The organism is Terrabacter aerolatus (genome assembly GCF_007991735.1).
In the GTDB taxonomy this organism is placed as follows: Bacteria; Actinomycetota; Actinomycetes; order Actinomycetales; family Dermatophilaceae; genus Terrabacter; species Terrabacter aerolatus.
Genome location: NZ_BJYX01000006.1, coordinates 129913 through 153514, shown reverse-complemented (window position 1 = coordinate 153514; position 23602 = coordinate 129913). Strand labels below are relative to the sequence as shown.

Annotated in this window: 21 protein-coding genes; 9 read left to right on the top strand and 12 right to left on the bottom strand. The window is 72.5% G+C overall.

Features of this window, described 5'->3' with window-relative positions; all coding sequences use genetic code 11:
* Positions 1–163 precede the first annotated feature (163 nt).
* Positions 164–451 (bottom strand): WhiB family transcriptional regulator, encoded by a 288-nt coding sequence (locus TAE01_RS07915; RefSeq protein ID WP_147065146.1) that lies wholly within the window; start codon positions 449–451, stop codon positions 164–166.
* 411 nt (positions 452–862) lie between these two features.
* Here TAE01_RS07915 and TAE01_RS07910 point away from each other — a divergent pair, with 411 nt between their 5' ends.
* The 5 genes from TAE01_RS07910 to TAE01_RS07890 all read left to right on the top strand — a co-directional run bounded on the left by TAE01_RS07910 (position 863) and on the right by TAE01_RS07890 (position 6891).
* Complete coding sequence (locus TAE01_RS07910) at positions 863–1390, top strand: sigma-70 family RNA polymerase sigma factor (RefSeq protein WP_246111215.1); 528 nt, start codon at positions 863–865, stop codon at positions 1388–1390.
* Positions 1391–1404: 14 nt separating this feature from the next.
* Positions 1405–2367 carry a hypothetical protein gene (locus TAE01_RS07905; protein ID WP_147065142.1) on the top strand — a complete coding sequence of 321 codons (963 nt, stop codon included), beginning with the start codon at positions 1405–1407 and terminating at the stop codon, positions 2365–2367.
* A gap of 42 nt (positions 2368–2409) precedes the next feature.
* Positions 2410–3927: an IMP dehydrogenase gene (gene guaB / locus TAE01_RS07900; RefSeq protein ID WP_147065140.1), complete on the top strand. Its 1518-nt coding sequence runs from the start codon at positions 2410–2412 to the stop codon at positions 3925–3927.
* A 95-nt stretch (positions 3928–4022) separates the two neighbouring features.
* On the top strand, positions 4023–5144 hold the full coding sequence (locus tag TAE01_RS07895; protein WP_147065138.1) for a GuaB3 family IMP dehydrogenase-related protein: 1122 nt from the start codon (positions 4023–4025) through the stop codon (positions 5142–5144).
* 79 nt (positions 5145–5223) lie between these two features.
* Positions 5224–6891 carry a GMC oxidoreductase gene (locus TAE01_RS07890; protein ID WP_147065136.1) on the top strand — a complete coding sequence of 556 codons (1668 nt, stop codon included), beginning with the start codon at positions 5224–5226 and terminating at the stop codon, positions 6889–6891.
* Between the two features lie 108 nt (positions 6892–6999).
* On the opposite strand, the gene TAE01_RS07885 is transcribed toward TAE01_RS07890, so the two are convergent.
* The 10 genes from TAE01_RS07885 to TAE01_RS07840 all read right to left on the bottom strand — a co-directional run bounded on the left by TAE01_RS07885 (position 7000) and on the right by TAE01_RS07840 (position 19233).
* On the bottom strand, positions 7000–8040 hold the full coding sequence (locus TAE01_RS07885; RefSeq protein WP_147065134.1) for an SMP-30/gluconolactonase/LRE family protein: 1041 nt from the start codon (positions 8038–8040) through the stop codon (positions 7000–7002).
* Positions 8041–8465: 425 nt separating this feature from the next.
* Positions 8466–10241: an ABC transporter ATP-binding protein gene (locus TAE01_RS07880; RefSeq protein WP_186815096.1), complete on the bottom strand. Its 1776-nt coding sequence runs from the start codon at positions 10239–10241 to the stop codon at positions 8466–8468.
* Positions 10241–11962 carry an ABC transporter ATP-binding protein gene (locus TAE01_RS07875; protein WP_246111214.1) on the bottom strand — a complete coding sequence of 574 codons (1722 nt, stop codon included), beginning with the start codon at positions 11960–11962 and terminating at the stop codon, positions 10241–10243. The genes TAE01_RS07880 and TAE01_RS07875 overlap by 1 nt, the downstream gene beginning before the upstream one ends.
* A gap of 119 nt (positions 11963–12081) precedes the next feature.
* Positions 12082–12465 carry a monovalent cation/H(+) antiporter subunit G gene (gene mnhG / locus TAE01_RS07870; protein ID WP_147065130.1) on the bottom strand — a complete coding sequence of 128 codons (384 nt, stop codon included), beginning with the start codon at positions 12463–12465 and terminating at the stop codon, positions 12082–12084.
* Positions 12462–12788: an MrpF/PhaF family protein gene (locus TAE01_RS07865; RefSeq protein WP_147065128.1), complete on the bottom strand. Its 327-nt coding sequence runs from the start codon at positions 12786–12788 to the stop codon at positions 12462–12464. The genes mnhG and TAE01_RS07865 overlap by 4 nt, the downstream gene beginning before the upstream one ends.
* On the bottom strand, positions 12785–13456 hold the full coding sequence (locus TAE01_RS07860) for a Na+/H+ antiporter subunit E (protein ID WP_147065126.1): 672 nt from the start codon (positions 13454–13456) through the stop codon (positions 12785–12787). Before TAE01_RS07860 ends, TAE01_RS07865 begins: the two co-directional genes overlap by 4 nt.
* A complete protein-coding gene (locus tag TAE01_RS07855; protein ID WP_147065125.1) occupies positions 13453–15078 on the bottom strand; it encodes a Na+/H+ antiporter subunit D in 1626 nt (541 codons plus the stop codon). Before TAE01_RS07855 ends, TAE01_RS07860 begins: the two co-directional genes overlap by 4 nt.
* 4 nt (positions 15079–15082) lie before the next feature.
* Positions 15083–15559 (bottom strand): NADH-quinone oxidoreductase subunit K, encoded by a 477-nt coding sequence (locus tag TAE01_RS07850; protein ID WP_147065123.1) that lies wholly within the window; start codon positions 15557–15559, stop codon positions 15083–15085.
* Complete coding sequence (locus TAE01_RS07845) at positions 15556–18447, bottom strand: Na+/H+ antiporter subunit A (RefSeq protein WP_147065121.1); 2892 nt, start codon at positions 18445–18447, stop codon at positions 15556–15558. Before TAE01_RS07845 ends, TAE01_RS07850 begins: the two co-directional genes overlap by 4 nt.
* Before the next feature lie 105 nt (positions 18448–18552).
* The gene (locus tag TAE01_RS07840; protein WP_147065119.1) at positions 18553–19233 is read right to left on the bottom strand and encodes a hypothetical protein; all 681 of its coding nucleotides are present in this window, start codon (positions 19231–19233) and stop codon (positions 18553–18555) included.
* Positions 19234–19304: 71 nt separating this feature from the next.
* Between TAE01_RS07840 and TAE01_RS07835 the strand changes: the two genes are divergently transcribed.
* The 3 genes from TAE01_RS07835 to guaA are packed head-to-tail and all read left to right on the top strand — an operon-like array spanning position 19305 to position 22103.
* Positions 19305–20111 carry an SURF1 family protein gene (locus TAE01_RS07835; RefSeq protein WP_246111213.1) on the top strand — a complete coding sequence of 269 codons (807 nt, stop codon included), beginning with the start codon at positions 19305–19307 and terminating at the stop codon, positions 20109–20111.
* Complete coding sequence (locus tag TAE01_RS07830; RefSeq protein WP_147065115.1) at positions 20108–20503, top strand: DUF3817 domain-containing protein; 396 nt, start codon at positions 20108–20110, stop codon at positions 20501–20503. Before TAE01_RS07835 ends, TAE01_RS07830 begins: the two co-directional genes overlap by 4 nt.
* Positions 20504–20513: 10 nt before the next feature.
* Positions 20514–22103: a glutamine-hydrolyzing GMP synthase gene (gene guaA / locus TAE01_RS07825; RefSeq protein ID WP_147065113.1), complete on the top strand. Its 1590-nt coding sequence runs from the start codon at positions 20514–20516 to the stop codon at positions 22101–22103.
* Positions 22104–22179: 76 nt separating this feature from the next.
* On the opposite strand, the gene TAE01_RS07820 is transcribed toward guaA, so the two are convergent.
* Positions 22180–22656 (bottom strand): hypothetical protein, encoded by a 477-nt coding sequence (locus tag TAE01_RS07820; protein ID WP_147065111.1) that lies wholly within the window; start codon positions 22654–22656, stop codon positions 22180–22182.
* Between the two features lie 191 nt (positions 22657–22847).
* On the opposite strand from TAE01_RS07820, the gene TAE01_RS07815 reads away from it, so the two are divergent.
* Positions 22848–23597, top strand: a complete 750-nt coding sequence (locus TAE01_RS07815) for a phosphatase PAP2 family protein (protein ID WP_147065109.1) — start codon at positions 22848–22850, stop codon at positions 23595–23597.
* Positions 23598–23602 lie beyond the last annotated feature (5 nt).

Here is a 23602-nt window from a genome sequence, read left to right as displayed (position 1 = left end):
GGTCTGAGGGTTCCCGCGTCTGAGCCGGGCACGACAGCAGCAAGGGCCGCTCCCCCAGGGGAGCGGCCCTTGCTGCTGCTCGACCTCCGCGACCCCGTCGTGACTCGCGGGTGGGCCGAGGGGCTCGTGCCGCCGGCGACGTGTGCCGGCGGACGTCAGGTGGTCACGAGGCCTGTGGGATGCCGTCGTAGAGGACCTCGCGCTCGGCCTCGGTCAGGCCGCCCCAGACGCCGTAGGGCTCGCGGACCTCGAGCGCGTGCGAGCGGCACTGGGTCAGCACCGGGCACGCGCCGCACACGGCCTTGGCCTCGGCGTCACGGTTGCGGCGGCGCGGTCCGCGCTCGCCCTCGGGGTGGAAGAAGACCTCGGGACTGACGCCCCGGCAGGCTCCGTCCAGCTGCCAGTCCCAGAGGTCGGCAACCGGTCCGGGCAGGCGGGTGATCTCGGCCATGAACTCGTCTCTCGGTGGGGCGGGGTTGCCGCCGTGTCGTACCGGCCCGCTCGGTGCATGAGGTGAGGTGCGGGACCGCGGAATCGACGCTAACCGGGCACGCGATCACGGATAAAGAGCGGAATCTTAAGGACTTGTTCAAGACTTGCCATCCTGATGGCATGCTCGTCCTCGAGGTCGGACGGCGCCGTCGCGCTCGTCCGAGAAGCGGGCACAGCACTAGCATGGCTGCGCTCCGGGCGAGGGTCGACCGGAGCGCAGACGATGGCGTCACCAGCACAGACGACAGTTCGGGGGACGTCGACTCTCATGGGTCTTGGGTGGTCCACACACACGGGCGTAACGCCCGGTGGTGTCGGCGCGATGGAGCGGGTGGACGCTCCATCGCTTCGTGAGCTTGCCGCGCTCGCCGTGCGTGATCCCCACACCCGCGACGTGCTGCTGGCGCGCGTCAGGGACATGGCCCTGCGCTACTCCCGCGTCCGCCTCGGTCGTTTCGGCGCCGAGGACACAGCCCAGGACGTCGCCCAGGAGGTGTGCATGGCCGTCGTGACCGCCCTGGCGACCTATGAGGAGCGCGGGCTGCCCTTCGAGGCCTTCGTCTACACGATCACCTCTCGCAAGCTCGCCGACGTGCAGCGGGCCGCGATGCGCGGTCCGGCACCGGTGGCGGAGGTGCCCGACGGACCGGACGAGGGACCGTCCCCGGAGTCGCTGGCCGTCATGCGCGACGACGCTGCGACGGCGATGACGCTCATGCAGCGGCTGCCCGCGCAGCAGCGCGAGATCCTCACCCTGCGCGTCGCCGTCGGGATGAGCACCGACGAGACCGCCGCCGCGCTCGGGATGTCAGCCGGTGCGGTCCGCGTCGCCCAGCACCGCGCCCTGACCAAGCTGCGGGCCATGCTCGCCCAGGCCGGGGCGGGTGACGTGGCGTGAACGACCTGTCTCCCATGAGCGAGCTCATCGCCGACGACCTCTTCCTCGACCGCCTCGCCGGCCGCGTCGACGCGGGGCCCGATCCCCTCGCCGGGCTGCTCGGCGCGCTCGCCACGCAGGCGGACACCCCCCTCCCCTCGCGGACGGGGCGGCGCCGGATCGCGAACAAGCACCGCTACTTCGGCGCGTTCGCCGCGCTCGTGGTGGCCGCCTCGGGCGCTGGCGTCGCCGCAGCCGTCACCCTGCCCGCCAACGGGCCGAGCCAGGCCGACCGTGCCCGCATCGTCACGTTGATGGACGACAGCGCCCGCAGCAGTGCGCCGAGCGGGCTGCTGACGCGGCTCGGGATCCCGCAGACGGTGGGCACGACCCAGGCCGCGGGCCTCGTCCTCGCCCGTCGCGCCGACGGCACCATCGTGCTGCTGCCAGCCGCGCGGGCGACGACGGGGCGCCCCACGGCCGAGGCGCCCGGGGCGGCCGGCGCCGAGGCGTCCGGCAACGGCCAGGACGGCAACGGCCAGGACGCCAAGGGCAGCAAGGCCGCGACCGGCAACGGGCAGGGCACCCATGGCACGAAGGCCGTGACCGGCAACGGGCAGGGCGGCAAAGTGCAGGGCGGCGCATCAGGGGCCGACAGCCAAGCCGTGACCCCGCCGGCGACGAACCACGGCAAGAAGCCGACCGCCGGCAGCAAGGGCGGCAAGAAGGTCACCCCCACCCCGACCCCGACGACCACGGCGTCGGCGACGGACACGGTGGTCCCGCAGACGACGCTCGCCCCGGCAGCTACCCCGACGTCGCAGGCGCGCACCACCAGGCCCGGCGCGACCAAGCCGCACCGGAGCAAGCCGGCGCCCTCGAGCCCGTCGGGCGCCGTCACGGGAGTGGGCGCAGCCGTCGACGGTGTCGTCGGCACCGCCGTGTCGGGCGCGGCCGCGACCCTGGCCCCCGGGTCGGCCGCGAACGCCGGGTCCTGACACCCGTTCGGAGGGGCTCGCGCGAGCCCGTAGAATCGGGCAATGAGCCTCGGATCGTCTGACGTGCCCGCTGCTTTCGCCCCGATGGGCCTGACGTACGACGACGTCCTGCTCCTGCCGGGCTACAGCGACCTCGCCCCCAACGACATCGACACCTCCACGCGCCTGACGCGCGAGCTGTCGATCAGGTCCCCGCTCATCTCGGCGGCGATGGACACGGTGACCGAGGCGCGGATGGCCATCGCCATGGCCCGTCAAGGCGGTCTCGGCGTGCTGCACCGCAACCTCTCCATCCAGGACCAGGCCTACCAGGTCGACCTCGTCAAGCGCACCCAGACCGGGATGATCTCCAACCCGATCACCATCGGCCCCGACCGCACCCTCGAGGAGCTCGACGCGATCTGTGGCGAGTACCGCGTCTCGGGCCTGCCGGTCATCGGCGAGGACAAGAAGCTCATCGGCATGGTGACCAACCGCGACCTGCGCTTCACGCCCGTCGCCGAGTGGGCCACCACGCTGGTGCGCGACGTCATGACCCCGATGCCGCTCATCACCGGTCCCGTCGGCATCACGCGTGACGAGGCGACGGCCCTCCTGCGCCAGCACAAGCGCGAGCGCCTGCCGATCGTCGACGCCGACGGCCACCTCGCGGGGCTCATCACGGTCAAGGACTTCGTCAAGGGCGAGCAGTTCCCCGACGCGAGCAACGACGCCGACGGCCGTCTCATGGTCGGCGCGGCCATCGGCTACTTCGGCGACGCGTGGGAGCGTGCGACGACCCTCATCGAGGCCGGCGTCGACGTGCTCGTCGCCGACACCGCCCACGGCCACGTGCGCCTGCTCATCGAGATGGTCGCCCGGCTCAAGAGCGACCCGGCGACCCGTCACGTGCAGGTCATCGGCGGCAACGTCGCGACCCGTGAGGGCGCCCAGGCGTTCGTCGACGCCGGGGCCGACGCCGTCAAGGTCGGCGTGGGGCCGGGCTCGATCTGCACGACGCGCATCGTCACGGGCGTGGGCGCGCCGCAGATCACCGCGGTCCACGCCGCCGCCCAGGCGTGCAAGCCTGCCGGGGTGCCGGTCATTGCCGACGGCGGCCTGCAGTACTCCGGCGACATCGCCAAGGCCATCGTCGCCGGCGCCGACTCGGTCATGGTGGGCTCGCTCCTCGCCGGCTGCGAGGAGAGCCCGGGCGACCTCATCTTCGTCGCGGGCAAGCAGTTCAAGAGCTACCGCGGCATGGGCTCGCTCGGGGCCATGAGCAGCCGCGGCAAGAAGTCCTACTCCAAGGACCGCTACTTCCAGGCCGAGGTCGAGTCCGACGACCTGATCGTCCCCGAGGGAATCGAGGGGCGCGTCGCCTATCGTGGCCCGCTCTCGGCCGTCGCCCACCAGATGCTCGGTGGCCTGCGCCAGTCGATGTTCTACGTCGGCGCGCGCACGGTGCCCGAGCTGCAGGAGAAGGGCCAGTTCGTGCGCATCACCTCGGCCTCGCTCAAGGAGAGCCACCCGCACGACATCCAGGGCATCGTCGAGGCCCCCAACTACACGGTGGGCTGACCGCCTTCTCGCGACCCACCCGATGACGTATGCCGTCCCGCGGAGCCCGCGGGACGGCATACGTCCGCTCGTGGCCGGGTCGGTAGGATCGCCCGGTGACCGAGATCGAGATTGGCCGAGGCAAGCGCGGACGGCGCGCCTACTCCTTCGACGACATCGCCGTCGTGCCCTCGCGGCGCACGCGTGACCCCGAGGAGGTCTCGGTGTCGTGGCAGATCGACGCCTACCACTTCGACATCCCGGTCATGGCGGCCCCGATGGACTCGGTCGTCTCGCCCGAGACCGCCATCGCGCTCGGCAAGCTCGGCGCCCTGCCCGTCCTCGACCTCGAGGGCCTCTGGACGCGTTACGACGACCCGACGCAGCAGCTGGCCGAGATCGCGGCCCTCGACGACGGCGCCGCGACGGCCCGCATGCAGGAGATCTACGCCGAGCCGATCAAGCCCGAGCTCATCACCGAGCGTCTGCGCCAACTGCGTGAGGCGGGCGTGACGGTCGCCGGGGCGCTGTCGCCCCAGCGCACCCAGCAGCACTGGAAGACCGTCGTGGAGGCCGGCGTCGACCTCTTCGTCATCCGCGGCACGACCGTCTCGGCCGAGCACGTGTCGGGCCGCGCCGAGCCGCTCAACCTCAAGCGTTTCATCTACGAGCTCGACGTGCCGGTCATCGTCGGCGGTGCGGCGACCTACACGGCGGCCCTGCACCTCATGCGCACCGGGGCCGCGGGCGTGCTCGTCGGCTTCGGCGGTGGCGCCGCGCACACGACGCGCACGGCGCTCGGCATCCACGCCCCCATGGCCTCGGCCGTCGCCGACGTCGCCGCGGCCCGCCGTGACTACCTCGACGAGTCGGGCGGCCGCTACGTCCACGTCATCGCCGACGGTGGCGTGGGCACGTCGGGCGACATCGTCAAGGCCGTCGCGTGCGGCGCCGACGCCGTCATGCTGGGTGCGGCGCTGGCCCGGGCGACCGATGCCCCGGGCGGTGGCTACCACTGGGGCCCGGAGGCCCACCACCAGCAGCTGCCGCGGGGCGAGCGCATCGCCCTCGGCGGCCAGGCCTCGCTCGAGGAGGTCCTCTTCGGGCCGGGTCGCCAGGCCGACGGCGCGACCAACGTCATCGGCGCCCTCAAGCGCGCCATGGCCACGACGGGCTACTCCGACGTCAAGGAGTTCCAGCGCGTCGAGGTCGTCGTCTCGCCCTACCTCGGTAACTGAGCGGCGCCTCGTCACCGGTGGCGTGTGGCAAAGGTTACTGCCAGTAGCCTTGCGTCGCCGCGCTGCCTAGGGTGGGCACATGGAGTTCGACCACGACGTCGTCGTCATCGGGTCCGGCTTCGGCGGCTCCGTCGCCGCGCTGCGGCTCGCCGAGAAGGGCTACCGCGTCCACGTCTACGAGGCGGGTCGCCGCTTCGAGGACGAGGACTTCGCCCGCACGAGCTGGGACGTGCGCCGCTACCTGTGGGCGCCGCGGCTCGGTCTCTTCGGCGTCCAGCGCATCCACCGGCTGCCCGACTGCCTCGTGCTCGCCGGCGCCGGCGTGGGTGGGGGGTCGCTCAACTATGCCAACACCCTCTACGTGCCGCCGGCGCCGTTCTTCCGTGACCGGCAGTGGGGGCACATCACCGACTGGCAGGCCGAGCTGACGCCGCACTACGCGACCGCGCAGCGCATGCTCGGGGTCACGGTCAACCCGTGCGAGGGTCCCGTCGAGCAGCTGATGCGCGACACGGCCACGGACCTCGGCGTCGGCGACAGCTTCCGCAAGACCCCCGTCGGGGTCTTCTTCGGCGAGCCGGGCAAGCGCGTCCCGGACCCCTACTTCGGCGGTGAGGGACCCGCGCGCACCGGGTGCACCGAGTGCGGCAACTGCATGGTCGGCTGTCGGGTCGGCGCCAAGAACACCCTCGTCAAGAACTACCTCGCGCTCGCCGAGCGCCGCGGCGTCACCATCGAGCCGCTCCGCACCGTGACACGGGTGCGTCCGCTCGACCCGGCTGCGCCGGAGCAGGGGTATGCCGTGACGACCGTCCGCAGCGGGTCGTGGGGCCGGCGCCGGGCGGGGGAGCGCACCGTGACCGCCGCCCAGGTGGTCGTCGCCGCCGGGGCGTGGGGCACGGCCCAGCTGCTGCACGCGATGAAGGCCGAGCCGGAGGGGCAGGGCCTGCCCCGCCTGTCCGACGCGCTCGGGGAGCTGACGCGGACGAACTCCGAGGCCCTCGGTGGGGCCATGACGGCCCGGGTGCCCGACGGCGTCGACCTCACCAAGGGCGTCGCCATCACCTCGAGCTTCCACGTCGACGAGATGACGCACGTCGAGAACTGCCGCTACGGCAAGGGCTCCAACCTGATGGGAGCGCTCGCGGTCATGCAGGTCGACGGCGGTGGCGGTATACCCCGGTGGTTGCGGTTCGCCGGCACCGCCGCGCGCCACCCCCTCGTCTTCGCCCGGTCGCTGTCGAGCCGGCGCTGGAGCGAGCGCACCGTCATCGCCCTCGTCATGCAGAGCAGCGACAACTCGATCAAGGTGCGGCGCCGGCGCGGTCTGCTCGGGTGGCACCTGACCTCGTCCCAGGGTCACGGCGAGCCCAACCCGACGTACATCCCCGAGGGCAACGTGGCGGTGCGCGCGATGGCGTCGCGGCTCGAGCGCACGACGGGGGAGCGGGCGTGGCCGGGGTCGTCGGTCGGCGAGGTCTTCGACATCCCCATGACGGCGCACTTCCTCGGCGGCGCGGTCATCTCGGACTCTCCGGAGCACGGGGTCATCGACCCGTACCAGCGGGTGTGGGGCTACCCCGGCCTCCACGTGCTCGACGGGTCGGCGGTGTCGGCCAACCTCGGGGTCAACCCGAGCCTGACCATCACCGCGCAGGCGGAGCGGGCCGTGTCGCTGTGGCCCGCGCGCGGCGAGACGGACCGGCGACCGGCCCAGGGCGAGGCCTACCGCCTCGTCGACGCCTGAGCTCGTCCGCACTCCCCACGGCCGGCGCCGAGTGCACCGGGCGTGGGTGGGGCACCGACTGCTGCACACGGGAGACCCTGTTGCGGGCCGGCACTCCGGCGGGCCGGGTCAGGCGACGGGCGTCAGGCGCAGGATGACGTTGCTCTTGTCGTCCGAGAGGTAGATGCGGCCGGTGGCGTCGACGAGCAGACCCTGCGGCTCGATGAGCCCGGAACGGGCGAGGAGGGTGGAGCCGCCACCGGAGAGCGACCAGCGGCGCACGTCGTGGTTGACGTGCCGGACGTCGGTCACGAGCAGGTTGCCGTGACCGTCGAGGGTGACGTCGTCGGGCATCGAGGCGCGGGCTACGCGGATGTGAGCGCCTCCGGCACCGAGGCGCCAGACGTCGCCGCCGCACTCGTCGGCGACGTAGACGGCGCCGTCGGGCCCGACCGCGGCACCGACGGGGTGCACGAAGCCGCCCGAGAGCCGGGTGCGGTTCGAGCCGTCCGGGGCCATCCGGTAGATGGTGCCGGTGACCGGGTCCGGCACGACGAGGGTGTGCGTCGTCGCGTCCCAGGCGATCCCGTCGACCCCCTCGTGGCAGGTGACCTCGACGGCCCGGCCGGGCAGCACCGCCAGGACGTGCGGGCTCGTGGCGCCCGGTGCGTAGGCGAGCACCCGGTTCGTGTTCTCCTCGGCGACGACGAGGGTCCCGTCCGCGAAGAGCACCATTCCCTCGGGACCGTCGAGGCCCCGGTGCACGACGGTGGCCCTGCCGTCCGGCTCGAGCCGGCTGATGGTGCCGTTCGTGTAGTCGCTGTAGAGCAGGCGTCCCGACGCGTCGAGGACCAGGTCGTCGGGGTGGTCGGTGCTGCGGTGGACGACTGTGGTCCGGTAGGAGGTAGGTGCGGGCCCGCCACCGGTGGACGGCTGGGAGGCGCGTGGGCCGGGCGTGGCGGGCGAGGTCCGAGTCGGGCTCGGCGGTGCGGCCGTCGGGACCGAGGCAGGAGGCGTCGATGCGGCCGACGAGGTGGGAACCGACGTCGAGGTGGCGCCGGCGGCGGCCGTGGACGCCACCGTGCCCGAGGTCGGCGCGCTCGGCGACGAGCAGGCGGCGAGGACGAGGCACGCACCGAGGGTCGTGATGAGACGGGGGGCGCCGTTCATGGTCCGACGGTAGGCACCGAGCCTGTGACCCACCGGGGAGAGGGCACAGGATCGGCCATCGAGATCGGCCTGGAGATCGGCCTGGAGATCGGCCTGGATATCGGCCTGGAGATCGGCCTGGAGATCGGCCTGGAGATCGGCCTGGAGATCGGCCTGGAGATCGGCCTGGAGATCGGCCGTGGAAGAGGGAGGGTGAGGCCGTCACCCCTCAGAGACGGCCCCACCCGGCGGTGCGGGCTAGCAACCGGTCGAGAAACAGCCCGGCACCGCGCTGACAACGAGGCAGTCGGGACCGGGTTACGGGTCCTGTCGATTCTTTGCCGAAGTCGTCGTCCGGACGCCGGCCGGGTGGCGACTGGGGCCGCTCGACGCGGTGGTCGAGTGGCCCCGTCGTCGCAGGTGCCGACCGGTTGGCGTGGCCCGGGTCAGCGGGCGGGCTGGGGCTCGTCGCGCCACGAGCGCCACAGGGCGGCGTACGCCCCGTCGGACTCGAGCAGCTCCTCGTGGGAGCCGATCTCGCTGATCCGGCCGTCCTCGACGACGCAGACGCGGTCGGCGTCGTGCGCGGTCATGAGGCGGTGCGCGATGGCGACGACGGTGCGTCCCTCGACGACGGCTGCCAGCGACCGCTCGAGGTGCCGGGCGGCGCGGGGGTCGAGGAGCGAGGTCGCCTCGTCGAGGACGAGCGTGTGCGGGTCGGCGAGCACGAGCCGGGCCAGTGCCAGCTGCTGGGACTGCGGCTCGGTCAGGCGGTGACCCCCGGAGCCGACGACCGTGTCGAGCCCGTCGGGGAGACCGAGCGCCCAGCCGCGGGCGTCGACGGCTGCGAGGGCCTCGAGCAGCTGGTCGCGAGAGGCCTCCGGTCGGGCGAGGCGAAGGTTGTCCTCGAGCGAGCCGACGAAGACGTGGTGCTCCTGCGTCACGAGCGCGACCTGACCACGGAGCTGGGCGAGCTCGAGGTCGACGAGGCGGACGCCACCGACGTCGACGCGGCCCCGGCGGGGCCCGTCGATGCCGGCCATGAGCCGGCCCAACGTCGACTTGCCCGCGCCCGAGGGGCCGACGATGGCGAGCCGCTCGCCCTGCCGGAGGTCGAGCGAGACCCCGCGCAGCACGTCGCGTCCGGCCCGGTAGGAGTAGTGCACGTCGTCCACCTCGAGGTGGTCGTCCGCCGGCTGCTCACCGGTGGCGGCGCGGTCGGCCGGCACGTCGGCGATGCCGATGACCCGCGCGAGCGACGTCGCGCCGACCTGGATCTCGTCGAGCCAGGAGATGAGCTCGTCGAGAGGACCGGCCATCTGCTGGACGTAGAGCGCCACGGCGGTGACCGTGCCGGCCGTCGCGACGTCTCGGGAGATGAGGAAGCCGCCCCAGAGCAGCGTGACGGCCACGGGTGCGAAGAACGCGAACTCGACCGACGGGAACCACCGCATGCGCAGCTTCAGCGTGTAGAGCTCGGCGTCGTAGCAGTCGTGCAGCGCGTCGTCCATGCGCCGCCGGCGGCGAGCGCCGAGGCCGAGGGCGTCGACGGTGCGGGTGCCGTCGGCGGACTCGGTGACGACGCCGTTGAGGACGGCATACGTCGCCCGCTCACGGAGGTAGCCCGCGGGGGCGTCGCGCAGGTAGCGACGGGTCGAGAGCACGAGGATGGGCACGCCGACGACGATCGCCAGCGCGACCTGCCAGCCGGTGAGGAAGGCGGCGCCGACCGTGATCGTCGTCGTGACGGCCCCGACGAAGATCGACGGGATGCCGAAGCGGATGACCTGCGAGAGCGCCTCGACGTCGTTGGTCGTGCGCGAGACGAGGTCGCCGGTGCCGGCTCGCTCGACGGTCGAGAGCGGCAGCTCGACGACCTGCTCCATGAACTGCTCGCGCAGCTCGGCGAAGATCGTCTCGCCCATGACGAAGGAGGCCCGCCGGGCGAACCACGTCACGACCGTCTGCACGACCACGGCTCCGGCGATCCAGAGCGCGAGCCGGTCGACGACCTCGAGGGAGCGGCCGTGGCTGATCTCGTCGACGAGCAGGCCGATGACGCGCGGCGCGACGAGGGCGGCGCAGGCGGCGACGGCGTGCAGGCCGATGACCCGCAGCAGGCTGCTGCGGTGCCGGCGGAGCAGCCCGCGGGTGTGCTCCTCGACCGAGTCCATGTCGGCCACGGGAAGGGTGCGCGTGGTCGGCGCCGGTGTCAGTGACATCAGTCCTCCTCTCCTCGGACGACGGTGCGTCGGTAGTCGGGTTCGTCGGCCATCAACCGGCTGTGGGTCCCCGTGGCAGCCACCGCACCGTCTCGCAGGAAGACGACGTCGTCGGCCTGGTCGAGGATGAGGGGGCTCGCCGACATGACGACCGTCGTGCGCCCGGCGCGGGCCGCGGTGAGGCGTCCGGCGATGCGGGCCTCGGTATGGGCGTCGACGGCGCTCGTCGGCTCGACGAGCACGAGGGTGTCGGCATCGGTCAGCAGGGCGCGGGTCAGGGCGAGCCGCTGGCGCTGCCCTCCGGAGAAGGCCCTGCCGCGCTCCTCGACCTCGTTGTCCAGGCCGCCGGGCAGCGCCTCGAGCACGTCGTCGCCGCTCGCGACCGAGAGGGCCTCGAGGATCGCCGCGTCGTCGTGGCCGCCCCACGGGTCGAGCTCGTCGCGGAGCGACCCCGTGAAGAGGCGCGGGTCGGTCTCGGACACGACGATGCGCCGACGCACCGCTGCGAGCGAGGCGTCCGCGAGGCGGGTGCCGTCGAGCCGCACGTCGGTCTCGTCGGCGCCGAAGCGACCGAGCCGGTCGGCGAGCGCCGCGGAGTCCTCGGGTCGCGCGGACACGACGACGGTGAAGCGACCCGGCTCGATGGTGACACCGCTGCGCGGGTCGTGGAGGCGTGCGGGGCCGGCGGGCAGGGGCTGCGCGTCCGGCGTCTCGACGGCGTCCGGCTCGACGCGCAGGATCGTCGTCAGCTTGCGGGCACCGATGTGCGCGCGGGTCGCCCGGTCGACCATCTCGGTCGCGGTGCGCAGCGGGATGACGAGGAAGGCGGTGTAGCCGTAGAAGGCGACGAGCTGACCGGCCGTGATCTCGCCGGCGATGGCGAATCGCGCGCCGAGCCACACGACGACGAGGACGAAGAGCCCGGGCAGCAGCACCTGCGCCGCGTCGAGGGCGGCCTGGTAGCCGGCGACGTGGTTGCCCACCCGGCGCACGGACTGCGACTGCACGGCATACCGCTTCAGGAAGGTGTGCTCGCCGCCGATGCCGCGCAGCACGCGCAGGCCGGCGACGGTGTCGGCACCGAGCCCGATGAGCTTGCCGGACTCCTCGCGCTGCGCCAGCTGCCGCGCCTGGAGGGGGCGGACGATGAAGGTGAGGCACGCGACGAGGACCGGTACGCCGATGAGGACGACGAGACCGAGGGGGGTCGACGCGCTCAGCAGGATGAGGGCGACGACGACGTAGGACACGACCGCACCCGCGAACCGTGCCGTCACGTCGTAGAGCCCACCGATCCGCATGGCGTCGGAGCTGACCGTGGCGACGACGTCGCCCGTCGGGACGGCGCGCGAGAGCGCCTCACCGGTGTCGGCAGCCTTGTGGCCGATGAGCTGGGCCGAGCGGAAGGCGCCCTGCATCCAGTTGGCGACGGCGTACCGGTGGCGCATGGCGCCGGACAGGGCGCTGATCGTCACGAGGCCGACAAGGATGCCGCACCACAGCACGAGCGAGCCCGCGTCGCCGCCGATGATGCCCTCGTCGATGGCCTTGCCCATCGCGGCGGGGAAGAGCGCCTGGCTGACGAGCCACACGATGCCGAAGGCGATGGCGACCACGAGGGTGCGCCACTGGCCCCTGCCGACCCACCGGAGGTACGCCGTGGGGCTGGTCAGGTCAGGGGTGCCTGGGTCGGCGTGGGGCAGCGGGATCACTTGGTTCATCGTACGTTCGGCGCAGATGCGTCTCACGTCATTTTCCGGGCGGCTCACGGCCCGACGGTAGGAGCTCGAGCAGGCTTGAGGTCAAACGCTGTCGGCGTATGCCGTGTGCACCGACGGGTTCACGGGGTCGGGTCGGCCTCGGAGCCGTCACCGGCGTCCGCGCCCGCGAGCGCCTCGGACAGCTCGTCGATCTCGAGGGTCTCGGAGTCGACGCACCGGTTGCGGTAGGCGGCGCGGCCCACGAGGTGCGCCGAGACGGGGGAGGTGAAGAACTGCGTCGCCGCGAGGAGCACGAGCGTCGTGACCGCAGCCCACGTGCGCAGGGTCAGGGCGAGCCCCGTGAGGATGAGGATGAGTCCGAGGGTCTGCGGCTTCGTGGCGGCGTGCAGCCGCGACAGCGTGTCGGGGAAGCGGATGAGGCCGATGGCCCCGGCGAGGCACAGGAACGACCCGAGCAGGAGGCAGACGGCACCGGCGGCGTCGAGCAGCGACGTCCAGATCACGACTGCTCCCACGCCTCGGGGTGCCGGCGCGGTTCCGGGTGCTCGGCCACGACGGCGTCGGGCTCGTCGGAGTCACGGGACAGGAAGCGGGTGACGGCGACGCCGCCGACGAAGCCCACCAGCCCGAGGATCATCAGGAGGGGCAGGTAGGTCGTCGTGTGCTGGCGCGCGGACTCGAGGGCGACGCCGGCGATGACGATGACGAGCAGGATCTCGGCGGCCACGATCCGGTCGAGGTTGCTCGGCCCGGTGAAGAGGCGCACGAGCACGAGGGCCGCGGCGGCGCCGAGCATGGCGAGCGAGATGCCGAGGACGATGGTCACGAGTGCTCCTCCTCGTCGCAGTGGGCGGTGGTGTCGGCGGTGGTGTCGGCGGTGGTGTCGGTGCGGGTCTCGGCGCCGGGGACGGTGGGCCACGGGCCGCCGGTCTCGATGGCAGCGATCTCCTCGCGCGAGCCGAGGGCGCGCACGACCCGTCGCTCGACCGCCAGCACGTGGGCGCGCTGGGCCTCGATGCGGCCCTCGTGCTCGACGTCGAGCAGGTGCAGGTAGAGCACCGAGGTGGAGCGCCGTGCGTCGATGACGACCGAGCCCGGCACGAGGGCGACGAGCTCGGCCGTCAGGGTGAGGTAGAAGTCGGAGCGCGAGCGCAGCTGCACCTCGATGACGGCGTTGCGGGGGCTGCGCCGACCGAACGCGAGCCGCATGACCTGCCACGAGGCGCCGACGAGGTCGACGAGGAAGTGGCCGACGAGCAGCAGCACCCGGTGCGGGCGCAGGCGTCCCGAGAACTCGATGGAGGGCAGGGGGAACGCGTACGTCACGAGGAGCCCGACGAGGACGCCGTTGACGACGTTGCCCCAGGTGACGCGGTCCCACAGCAGCACCCAGGCGAGCGCGATGGTCGCGACGGCGCGGGGCTGCAGCACCCGGCGCCGACGGCGCGGCGTCTCGGGGCCGCGCGGCGCGGTGGCCATCCGGACCTCGCTCATCGCCGGACCTCCACCGGCAGGACGCTCGTGATGTAGGGCTGACGCCTCGCGAGGTCGCCGGCGGCCCGTTGTGTGTAGGCGTAGAGGGGCCCGGCGACGACGGTGAGGAGCAGGCCGACGAGCGTCATGGCGGCCGTCGCCCCGAGCATCGTGCGGGGCAGCGCCCGCGGGCTCGTGTCGACGAGGACGGCCGTTGCCGGGTCGGACGCCGGCTCGACGTCGAGGGTGCCGTCCTGCAGGGCGGCCGCGGTCTCGGTGGACCGTGGGGCGTCGGCGAGGGTGCGCCAGAAGGCCTGGCTCCAGACCTTGGCGAGGGCGTAGAGCGTCAGCAGGCTCGTGACGATGCCGCCCACGACGAGCAGCCAGGCGAGCGGGGTGCCGACGGCGATCCCGGCGTCGAGCAGGCCGACCTTGGCGAGGAATCCCGAGAGCGGCGGGATGCCGGAGAGGTTCATCGCCGAGACGAAGAAGAGCGTCGCGAGCACGGGGGAGGCGACGGCGAGGCCACCGAGGCGGTCGAGCGAGGTCGTGCCGCCGAGGCGCTCGACGAGGCCGGTGATGAGGAAGAGCGCGGTCTGGATCGTGATGTGGTGCGCGACGTAGAAGATGGCGCCTGCCGTGCCCTGCGGCGTCGCCAGGGCGATGCCGAAGATCATGTAGCCGATGTGGCTGACGAGCGTGAAGGACAGGATCCGCTTGAGCCCCGACTGCGACACGGCGCCGAGGATGCCGATGACCATGGTCAGCAGGGCGGCCCACATGAGCAGGCCCTGCAGCGGCGAGTCGGGGAAGAGCAGGGTCTGGGTGCGGATGATCGCGTAGACGCCGACCTTGGTCAGCAGGCCGGCGAAGACCGCCGTGACCGGCGCGGGGGCCGTGGGGTAGCTGTCGGGCAGCCACGCCGACATGGGGAAGACGGCCGCCTTGATGGCGAAGGCCGTGAGCAGCGAGAGCTGGAGGACGAGTGCCACGCCGGGGGACAGGTCGCCGATCCGGATCGCGAGCTGGGCGAGGTTGACGGTGCCCGTGGCGGCATACACCGCGGCGATGCCGACGAGGAAGAGCGCGGAGCTGAGGAGGCTGACGACGACGTAGGTCGTGCCCGCGTGGATGCGTGCGGCCGCCCCGCCGAGCGTGATGAGGACGTAGGAGCTGAAGAGGAGGATCTCGAAGCCGACGAAGAGGTTGAAGAGGTCACCGGCGAGGAACGCGTTGGACACGCCGGCCGCGAGGACGAGGTAGGTCGGGTGGAAGATCGTCAGCGGGGTCTCGCTCTCCGTCTCGTCGTCGCTGTCGGCCTGGCCCTGCCCGATGGCGAAGACGAGCACGAGCAGGGTGACGATGGCCGAGACGAGCAGCATGAGCGCGCTGAGGCGGTCGGCGACGAGGGAGATGCCGAGGGGCTCCTGCCAGGCGCCGAGCCAGAGCACCTGCGGCCCCTGGGCGTCGGTCTGCCAGACGAGGATGCCGGCCACGACGACGACCGCGGCAAGGGCCGCGAGGCTGACGATGCGCTGCAGCCGCGGGGAGCGTCGGAAGGCGAGCGCCAGGGCGGCGCCGAGCAGCGGCAGCAGCACGGGCAGCGGCACGAGGTCGGGCACGGGGACATCGGTCAGGTTCATGGCGTCACGGGCTCCCGTCGCCGTGGGCGAGCTCGTCGGAGGTGGTCGTCGACGCCTCGGAGGGGTCGTAGGTCGAGGAGGTCTGGTCCTCGAGGGCCGGCCGCTGGATGCGGGCGTCCTCGGCGTCGTCGGGCACGTCGTCGGTGCCCGAGATCTGCCAGAGCCGGTAGGACAGGGCGAGCAGGAAGCCGATCGTCGCGAGCGAGATGACGATGGCGGTCAGGACCATGGCCTGGGGCAGCGGGTCGCTGATGGCGGCCGGGTCCTCGCCGACGAAGGGCGCACGTCCCGCTCGTCCGCTGATGACGAGGTAGAGGACCGCGATGCCGTTGCCGATGAGCACCATGCCGAGCAGGACGCGCACGAGGCTCCGGTCCAGCGCGAGCGCGGTGCCGGCGGCCACGAGGCCGACGGTGACGAGGACGAGCGTCATGTTCGGCTGGAGGGTCGGCTCGATGAGCGCGGGTGCGAGGGTCGTCATGACCGCACCACCTCGTCCTGCTCGCCCGGGGCGCCGGTGTCGCCGGCGCCGCCGGCGTCCTCGGACTCCTCGGCGATCTGGCGGTCGATGCCCGTGCCGAGGCTCCGCACGATGTCGAGCATCATGCCGACGACGATGAGGTAGACGCCGATGTCGAAGGCGAGGGAGGTCACGACGTGCACCTCGCCCCACGGGGGCAGGGTGAAGTCGACGGTCGTCGTCTCGAGGATGGTGCCGCCGAACGCGAGCGGTGCCAGCGCCGAGCCGACGGCGACGAGCAGCCCGAGCCCGACGAGCAGGCCGGCGTCGAAGGGCGCCGCCTCGTCGAGCTCGTAGCGGCCCCCGGCGAGGTAGCGCACGACGAGGGCGAGCCCCGCGACCAGGCCGCCGGCGAAACCGCCGCCGGGCTGGTTGTGTCCGGCGAAGAGCAGGAAGAGCGAGGCCGCCAGCATGATGTGGAAGACGAGCCGCGTCACGACCTCGAAGATCACCGAGCGCTTCTCGGTGCGCATCGTCCGACCACCGTGCAGCCACGTGCCGCGGCCGGGGGTGCTCGACGGGAGCGACTTCGAGGTCGCGCGCGACAGGCGGGTGTTGCGGGTGCGCACGAAGATGAGGCTGGCGATGCCGGTCGCCGCGGCCACGAGCACCGACACCTCACCCAGGGTGTCCCAGGCTCGGATGTCGACGAGCGTGACGTTGACGATGTTCTTGCCGTGGCCGAAAGCGTAGGCCTCCGTGGGGAATCCGGCCGACACCGGCTCTGCGGTGCGACCACCAGACGCGACGAGCGCGATGGCGCCGACGGAGGCCCCCACGGCCACCCCGAGCGCGATCCGCCAGGTGCGCGAGGGGGAGTGCGGGTGACGGGTGAACTTCGTCGGCAGCCGGCGCAGCGCGAGCACGAAGACGACGAGCGACACCGTCTCGACGAGCATCTGGGTGATGGCGAGGTCGGGCGCCCCGTGGAGGATGAAGAGGAGCGAGACGCCGTAGCCCGTGGCGCCCACGAGCATCACCGCGGTGAGGCGGCGACGGGTGACGAGCACGAGCACCGCGGCCGCGACGACGACGACCCCCACGACGGCCTGGCCCGGGTTGTCCCAGAGCCGGACCTCGGGGAAGGTGCCCTGCGTCGCCGCTGCGAGGCCCGGGAGCGAGACGAAGACGATGAGGATGCTGGCGAGGTAGATCGGCAGCGAACCGCGCTGCGTCACGGCGGTCGTCTCGACGGCCCCGCGGTCGACCCAGCGCAGGGTGCGGGAGAAGCCACGCTCCCCGTCGACGAGGGCTGGGACGGTGGACTGCAGCCGGGCGACGAGGTCGCGCTGCGCGAAGAGCACGAGGCCTACGGCCACGGACACGAGCGAGAGCATGAGCGGCACGGTGACGCCGTGCCACAGCGCGAGCGTCTGCGGCTCCGCACCGACGGGGAAGCCCACGGCATACGGCTGCAGCCACGGCGACTCGAGCGGGGCGAGCAGACCCAGCAGCAGGCTCGTGACCCCCAGCAGCAGCGGCGCGAGCACGAAGCCCGGGTGGGCGGCCTTGACCGGCGTCGGGGCGACGCCGGGCTTGGTCGCGAACGCGCCCCAGAGGAAGCGTGCCGTGTAGGCCACCGTGAGGGCCGAGCCGGCCACGACGCCCACGATCGCGAGCCAGCTCCACGGCGCGGTCAGCGGGGCCGAGGTGTGGACGTCCTCCCACAGCGACTCGAGGGCGCTCTCCTTGGACACGAAACCGGCGAGCGGCACGATGCCGGCCATCGAGAGCCCGGCGAGCGTGGCGGGCACGGCGACCGGCAGGAGCCGACGTCCGACGCCGGAGAGCTGACGCAGGTCGCGCGTGCCCGTGCACTTGTCGACGACCCCGACCGTGAGGAACAGCGTCGATTTGAAGAGGGCGTGGGCGACGACGAGGGCGAGCGCCGACAGCGCCGCCTGCTTGGTGCCGAGGCCCGCGACGGCGACGATGAAGCCGAGCTGGCTCACCGTGCCGTAGGCGAGGAGCAGCTTGATGTCGTGCTGGCGCAGGGCGCGCCAGCCGCCGACGAGCATGGTGAGCAGGCCGAGGCCCATGGTCAGCGCGTGCCACGCCGGCGCGCCGGCGAAGACGGGGGCGAGCAGTGCGACGAGGTAGATGCCGGCCTTGACCATCGCGGCGGCGTGGAGGTAGGCGCTGACCGGCGTCGGTGCGGCCATCGCCCCCGGCAGCCAGAAGTGGAACGGCACGAGCGCCGACTTCGACAGGGCCCCGACGAGGAGCAGCACGACCGACGCCACCGTGACCGCGTCGAGCGGCGGCGGGTCGGCGAGCAGCCCGGAGATCGAGTACGTGTGGTGCACGCCGAGCGCGATGATGCCGACGAGCATCGCGAGGCCGCCGAACGTCGTGACGATGAGGGCCTGCATCGCGGCTCGCCGGTTGGTCGAGCTCGCCGGGTTGTGCCCGATGAGCAGGTAGGAGAAGACCGTCGTCAGCTCCCAGAAGACGTAGAGCACGAGGAAGTTGTCGGTGAGGACCAGCCCGAGCATCGCGCCGGCGAACGCCGTGAAGACCGACGTGAAGCGCCACAGCGTCGGGTCGCGGTCGGTGAAGTACCACGTGCAGTAGAGCAGGACGAGCGCGCCGACACCGGTGACGAGCAGGCCCAGCACCCAGGAGAGCGTCGTGACCCGGAAGTCGAGATCGATGCCGAGGCCAGGGACCCATGAGATCCGTTGTGTCGGAAGGTTGCCCGCGCGAACGTCGTTCGAGACGGACACGAGCCAGCCGAACGAGACCGCGGGCGCCAGGGCGAGGACGAGGAAGGCCTTGGTGCGCAGGACCTTTGCGAGCCACGGCGCGAGGGCGGCGGCGAGCAGGTGCAGGAGCAGAAGTTGCGCCACGGCGGCCCTTCGGTCGTCGGGTGAGTTGAGCTCGGTCCACATCGGTTCAGGTCGTGGCTCGATTCTAGGTGCAGCGAAGGCCACCGCAGACCATCGACCGGAGGGTCAGAAGGTGACGAAGGTGCTGCGGGCCAGGAAGAAGCCGTGCCGACCGGTGAGCTCGATGCACGTCACCCCGGTCGACTCGCTGAGGCACGCAGTCGTGCCCGACGGCTGGGTGCGCGCGCCGTAGCCGAGCACGGGCTCGGAGCCGGTGCCGATGCTGTCGGTGTTGCAAACCGGGCGCGCGCCGCCCGTGCCGAGCTCGATCCGGCCGATGTCCTTCGCGCCGCCCGGCGGGCAGATCGTGGGCAGGGGCGGCGGGATGCGTCCCTGCTTCACCTCGCAGGCGACCGCGGAGCCGGCCCCGCGCCGGCAGACGATGTTGCCCGTGGGGCTGCGGAAGCCTGCGCTCACGGCAGCCGCCGGGGCCGCCGCGTCGATGCGGCTCTTCGCCTCGGCGAAGGACTTCGGGGCCCCCCGCTGCTTGCCGGCCGCCAGGGCCGTGGGGACGGCGGGCGGTGTCGTGGTGGGTGCCGGTGCCGTGGTGGTGGGGACGGCCTGCGAGGAGGTCGAGCCCGGCGCGTCCACGGTCACCGTCACGGTGCGGCGTGGGGCCGGGATGTCGGTCGCGCCGCAGGAGGCGAGGAGGCCGACCACGGCGGCGGCCGTCAGGACGACGACGGCGCGACACGGCATACCTGATCGGCGTCGACGCGAGGGAGGCGTCGGTGACATCGGTCGCATGGCGAGCGATTCTGGCACGGGCGGCGCCCCCGGGTCAGGTCGGAGAGGGCGGGGTGACCTACCCTTGGGAGGTGTTCCGGCGCCTGCTCACCCCTCGCTGGGTCGGGATGTTCGCCGGCCTGGTGGTCGTCGTCGTGGCGTGCGTCCTGCTCGGCCTGTGGCAGCTCGGCGTGGCCCGCGACTCCGGTCGCCAGGATGCCGTGTCCGCCGCCGCCACCCTCGCGCGAGCACCGCTGCAGCAGGTGACGGCGCCGCACCACGACTTCGAGGCCGACTACTCCAACCGCGCCGTCACCGTCACGGGGACGTATGCCGCCGAGCGCACCGTCCTCGTCGTCGACCGCAGGCTGGGCGGCCGCGTCGGGTCGTGGGTCGTGACGCCGCTCGAGACGCAGGGCGGCACGGTCCCCGTGCTGCGCGGCTTCGTCGACGGGACACCCTCGGCCGTGCCCCGGCCGCCGACGGGCGTCGTCACGGTGACGGGCACGCTGGGCCCGGGGGAGTCGCCGCGCGACGGCGCTCCGCTGCCCGCGCCCCAGGTGCGGTCGATCGACCTCGCCTCCCTCGTCAACGAGTGGCCGGGCGACCTCTACAACGTCGTCGTGCTGGCCTCGGGAGAGTCCACCGGGCCGGCCGCGGGCCTGACCCGGGTGCCGCCGCCCGGCCTCGACGCCCCCCTCAACCTGCGCAACGCCGCCTACGCCGTCCAGTGGTGGGTCTTCGGGATCTTCGCGATCTGGATGTGGTGGAAGATGTTCCGAGCAGAGCAGCAGGCCGACGAGCTCGCCGACGAGTCGGCGCACCAGCAGGCACCACAGCACGCAGCGCAGCAGGCGGACGACTCCGTCGCTGCACCGAGAGAAGGCGCGACGACGTGAGCACGTATCCCCAGACCCTGGCCAAGCCGCAGCAGATCAGGTCCGCCCTGTCGACCTACCGCGTCCTCGCGACCGTCGCCGGCATCGCGCTCTTCGTCCTCATCCTCGAGATGGTGATGAAGTACGGCTTCAAGCAGACCAACCTGCTGACGCAGTACTGGAGCCCGATCCACGGGATCATCTACTTCGCGTATGCCGTGTCGGTCGCCAACCTCGGCCTCAAGGCCGCGTGGGGCCCGCTCCGCATCGTCAAGAACCTCCTCGCCGGGTTCGTCCCCGTCGTGCCGTGGATCGCCGAGCGGCGCAACACCGCCCAGACCGAGGCGCTGCTCTCCCGGGCCTACGCCGCCGGCGACGGGACGTCGTCCGAGGAGCACCTGCAGGGCCGATAGGCTGGCGCCCGTGAGCGAAGCGCACCCGACCGACCTGCAGAGCCACCCCGTCCTCGTCGTCGACTTCGGCGCGCAGTACGCCCAGCTGATCGCGCGGCGCGTGCGTGAGGCGCAGGTCTACAGCGAGGTCGTGCCGCACTCGATGACGGCGGCCGACATCCTCGCCAAGGAGCCCGCGGCGATCATCCTGTCCGGTGGGCCGAGCTCGGTCTACGAGGACGGCGCCCCGCGCCTCGACCCGGCGCTGCTCGAGGCCGGTGTGCCCGTCTTCGGCATGTGCTATGGCTTCCAGTCGATGGCCCAGGCCCTCGGCGGCACCGTCGCCCGCACCGGCGCCCGCGAGTACGGCAAGACCGACGCCGCCATCAGCGACGTCGAGTCGACGCTCTTCGCCGGCCAGCCGCCGAGCCAGACGGTGTGGATGTCGCACGGCGACTCCGTCAGCGCCGCTCCCGAGGGCTTCGCCGTCACCGCCACGACCGCCGGGACGCCGGTCGCCGCCTTCGAGGACGACGAGCGTCGCCTCTACGGCGTGCAGTGGCACCCGGAGGTCCTCCACTCCGAGCAGGGCCAGCGGGTCCTCGAGAACTTCCTCTGGAAGGGCGCGGGCATCGCGCCCGACTGGACCCCCGGCCACGTCGTCGACGACCTCGTCACGGCGATCCGTGAGCAGGTCGGCGAGGACCGGGTCCTCTGCGCCCTCTCCGGCGGTGTGGACTCGTCCGTGGCAGCGGCCTTGGTGCAGAAGGCGATCGGCAGCCAGCTCACCTGTGTCTTCGTCGACCACGGGCTGCTCCGCGAGGGTGAGGCCGAGCAGGTCGAGCAGAACTTCGTCGAGGCGACCGGCGTCGACCTCGTCGTCGTCGACGCCCGCGAGCGCTTCCTCGAGGCGCTCGCCGGCGTCACCGACCCCGAGACGAAGCGCAAGATCATCGGCGAGCAGTTCATCCGGGTCTTCGAGCAGGCGGCGCGCGACGTCGTCGAGGACCGTGGCGACGTCGAGCACCCCGTCAAGTGGCTCGTCCAGGGCACGCTCTACCCCGACGTCGTCGAGTCCGGCGGCGGCGAGGGCGCGGCCAACATCAAGAGCCACCACAACGTCGGCGGCCTGCCCGACGACCTGCAGTTCTCCCTCATCGAGCCGCTGCGCACCCTCTTCAAGGACGAGGTGCGACAGGTCGGCCTCGAGCTCGGCGTGCCCGAGGTCATCGTGTGGCGCCAGCCCTTCCCGGGCCCGGGCCTCGGCATCCGCATCATCGGGGCCGTCGACGCCGAGCGCCTCGAGATCCTGCGCCGGGCCGACGCCATCGCCCGTGAGGAGCTGACCCGGGCCGGCCTCGACCGCGACATCTGGCAGTGCCCCGTCGTGCTGCTCGCCGACGTCCGCTCGGTGGGCGTCCAGGGCGACGGGCGCACCTACGGCCACCCGGTCGTGCTGCGACCGGTTGCCTCCGAGGACGCGATGACGGCCGACTGGGCCCGGGTGCCCTACGACGTGCTCGCCACGATCTCGACCCGCATCACCAACGAGGTCGAAGAGGTCAACCGGGTCGTGCTCGACGTCACGAGCAAGCCGCCGGGCACCATCGAGTGGGAGTGACCCCACCCGCGTGATGCGGGCGTGTGCCGCGTGGCGGGCCACGCGGCATACGGCCCTTCGGGTGGCCGGCGGGCGCTCAGCGTCCGGTCGCGGCGATGTAGGTGCCGGCGTTACTGAGCGGGTTGAGCAGGACCGCCGGCGCCAGGCAGCGGGCGGGCAGGTCGACGCGGGTCTCGATCTGCGCGGCGCCGGTGGCGCTGAACGGCACGGCCGCCGTCATGCGCAGGTCCCTGCCGTTGCAGACGACGGTGGCGGAGAGGGTGGCCAGCGGGTTGTTCCCGCGAGCCGGGATGATGAGTCCCTGGACCTCGACCGAGAGGCGGCCGTCGGCGCGCAGCCGGGCGGTGCCCTCCGAGATCACCCACGGGGCGCCGCCCCGGACGAGCCCGAAGAGGGGTGGGTCGGCGAGCTGGCTGCCCTGCAGCGGGGCGCGCAGGAGGTCGCTGCGCTGCCCGCCGCCGCTGTCGGCTGACGCGCTCGACGTGGCGGCGAGGGCGGAGACGCCGATGACGGCGCCGGCGAGGAAGGCTGCGGTTCGGGAGATCGCGTGCATGGTCGTGCTCCTGGGTGGTGGTCGGGACCGCGGTGGCGGAGTGGTCGTGGTGGGCACGGTGGAGGGCCCCTCCTGCGAAGACGTCGGTGACACCCCAGTGAGTTCAGACCCGTGGGTTCAGCCGCGTGGGTTCAGACCGCTGTCACGGATGCGGCAGGTCCGACACAGATCTCCCCGTTACCGTGGTCGTCATGACGCACCGCTCCAGCATGCGCCCGGTCCGGGAGGAGCCGCCGACGTCAGCCGGGTACCTCTCCGCGGCTGCTCCAGGGGGTTCGTGGCGTCGCCTGACCGGCCCGCTGGTGGCCCTGTTGCTCCTCGCCGGACTCGTGGTCCTCACGCTGAGCGTGGAACGGGGCGGGGCGGCCATCCGGCTCGACGATCGCGTGCTGGCCCTGACCCCGGGCAGGGGGAACGGTCCGGTGGTCCCGGATCTGCTGGCCCGAGCCGTCGTGCAGCTGGCGACTCCGGTGCTCTCCGTCGCCGTGGTGGGCGCGGTCACGATGGCTGTCTGCCTCCGGACGGGGCGTTGGACCCCCTTGTGGCTCGCCGGACCCGCGATCGTGATGATGGCGACGACCGTGCTCCTGGGCAAGGCCCACATCGACCGCACACTGCCCAATGTCTCCGACATGGCAGGCGGCGACGGTTCCTACCCGTCCGGCCACACTGCGACCGCGTTCGTGTGTGCAAGCGTCGCCGCCGTGCTGGTGTCGCGACTGTGGCCGCCCCGCAAGGCGATGGCGTGGGCCGCCGCCCTGGTGTGGACCGGGCTCGTGGTGGCGTCTCTCCTGTGGCTGCACTTCCACTGGGTCAGCGACGTCGTGGCGTCGCTCCTGCTGGGGTCCCTCGTGCTGTGGCTGCTGCTCCGGTGGCCGCTGCGTCTCGGGCGGGTCGTCGGCGCGCAGTGGCAGGACGAGGGGCCACCGACGGCCCGTTAGGGTTG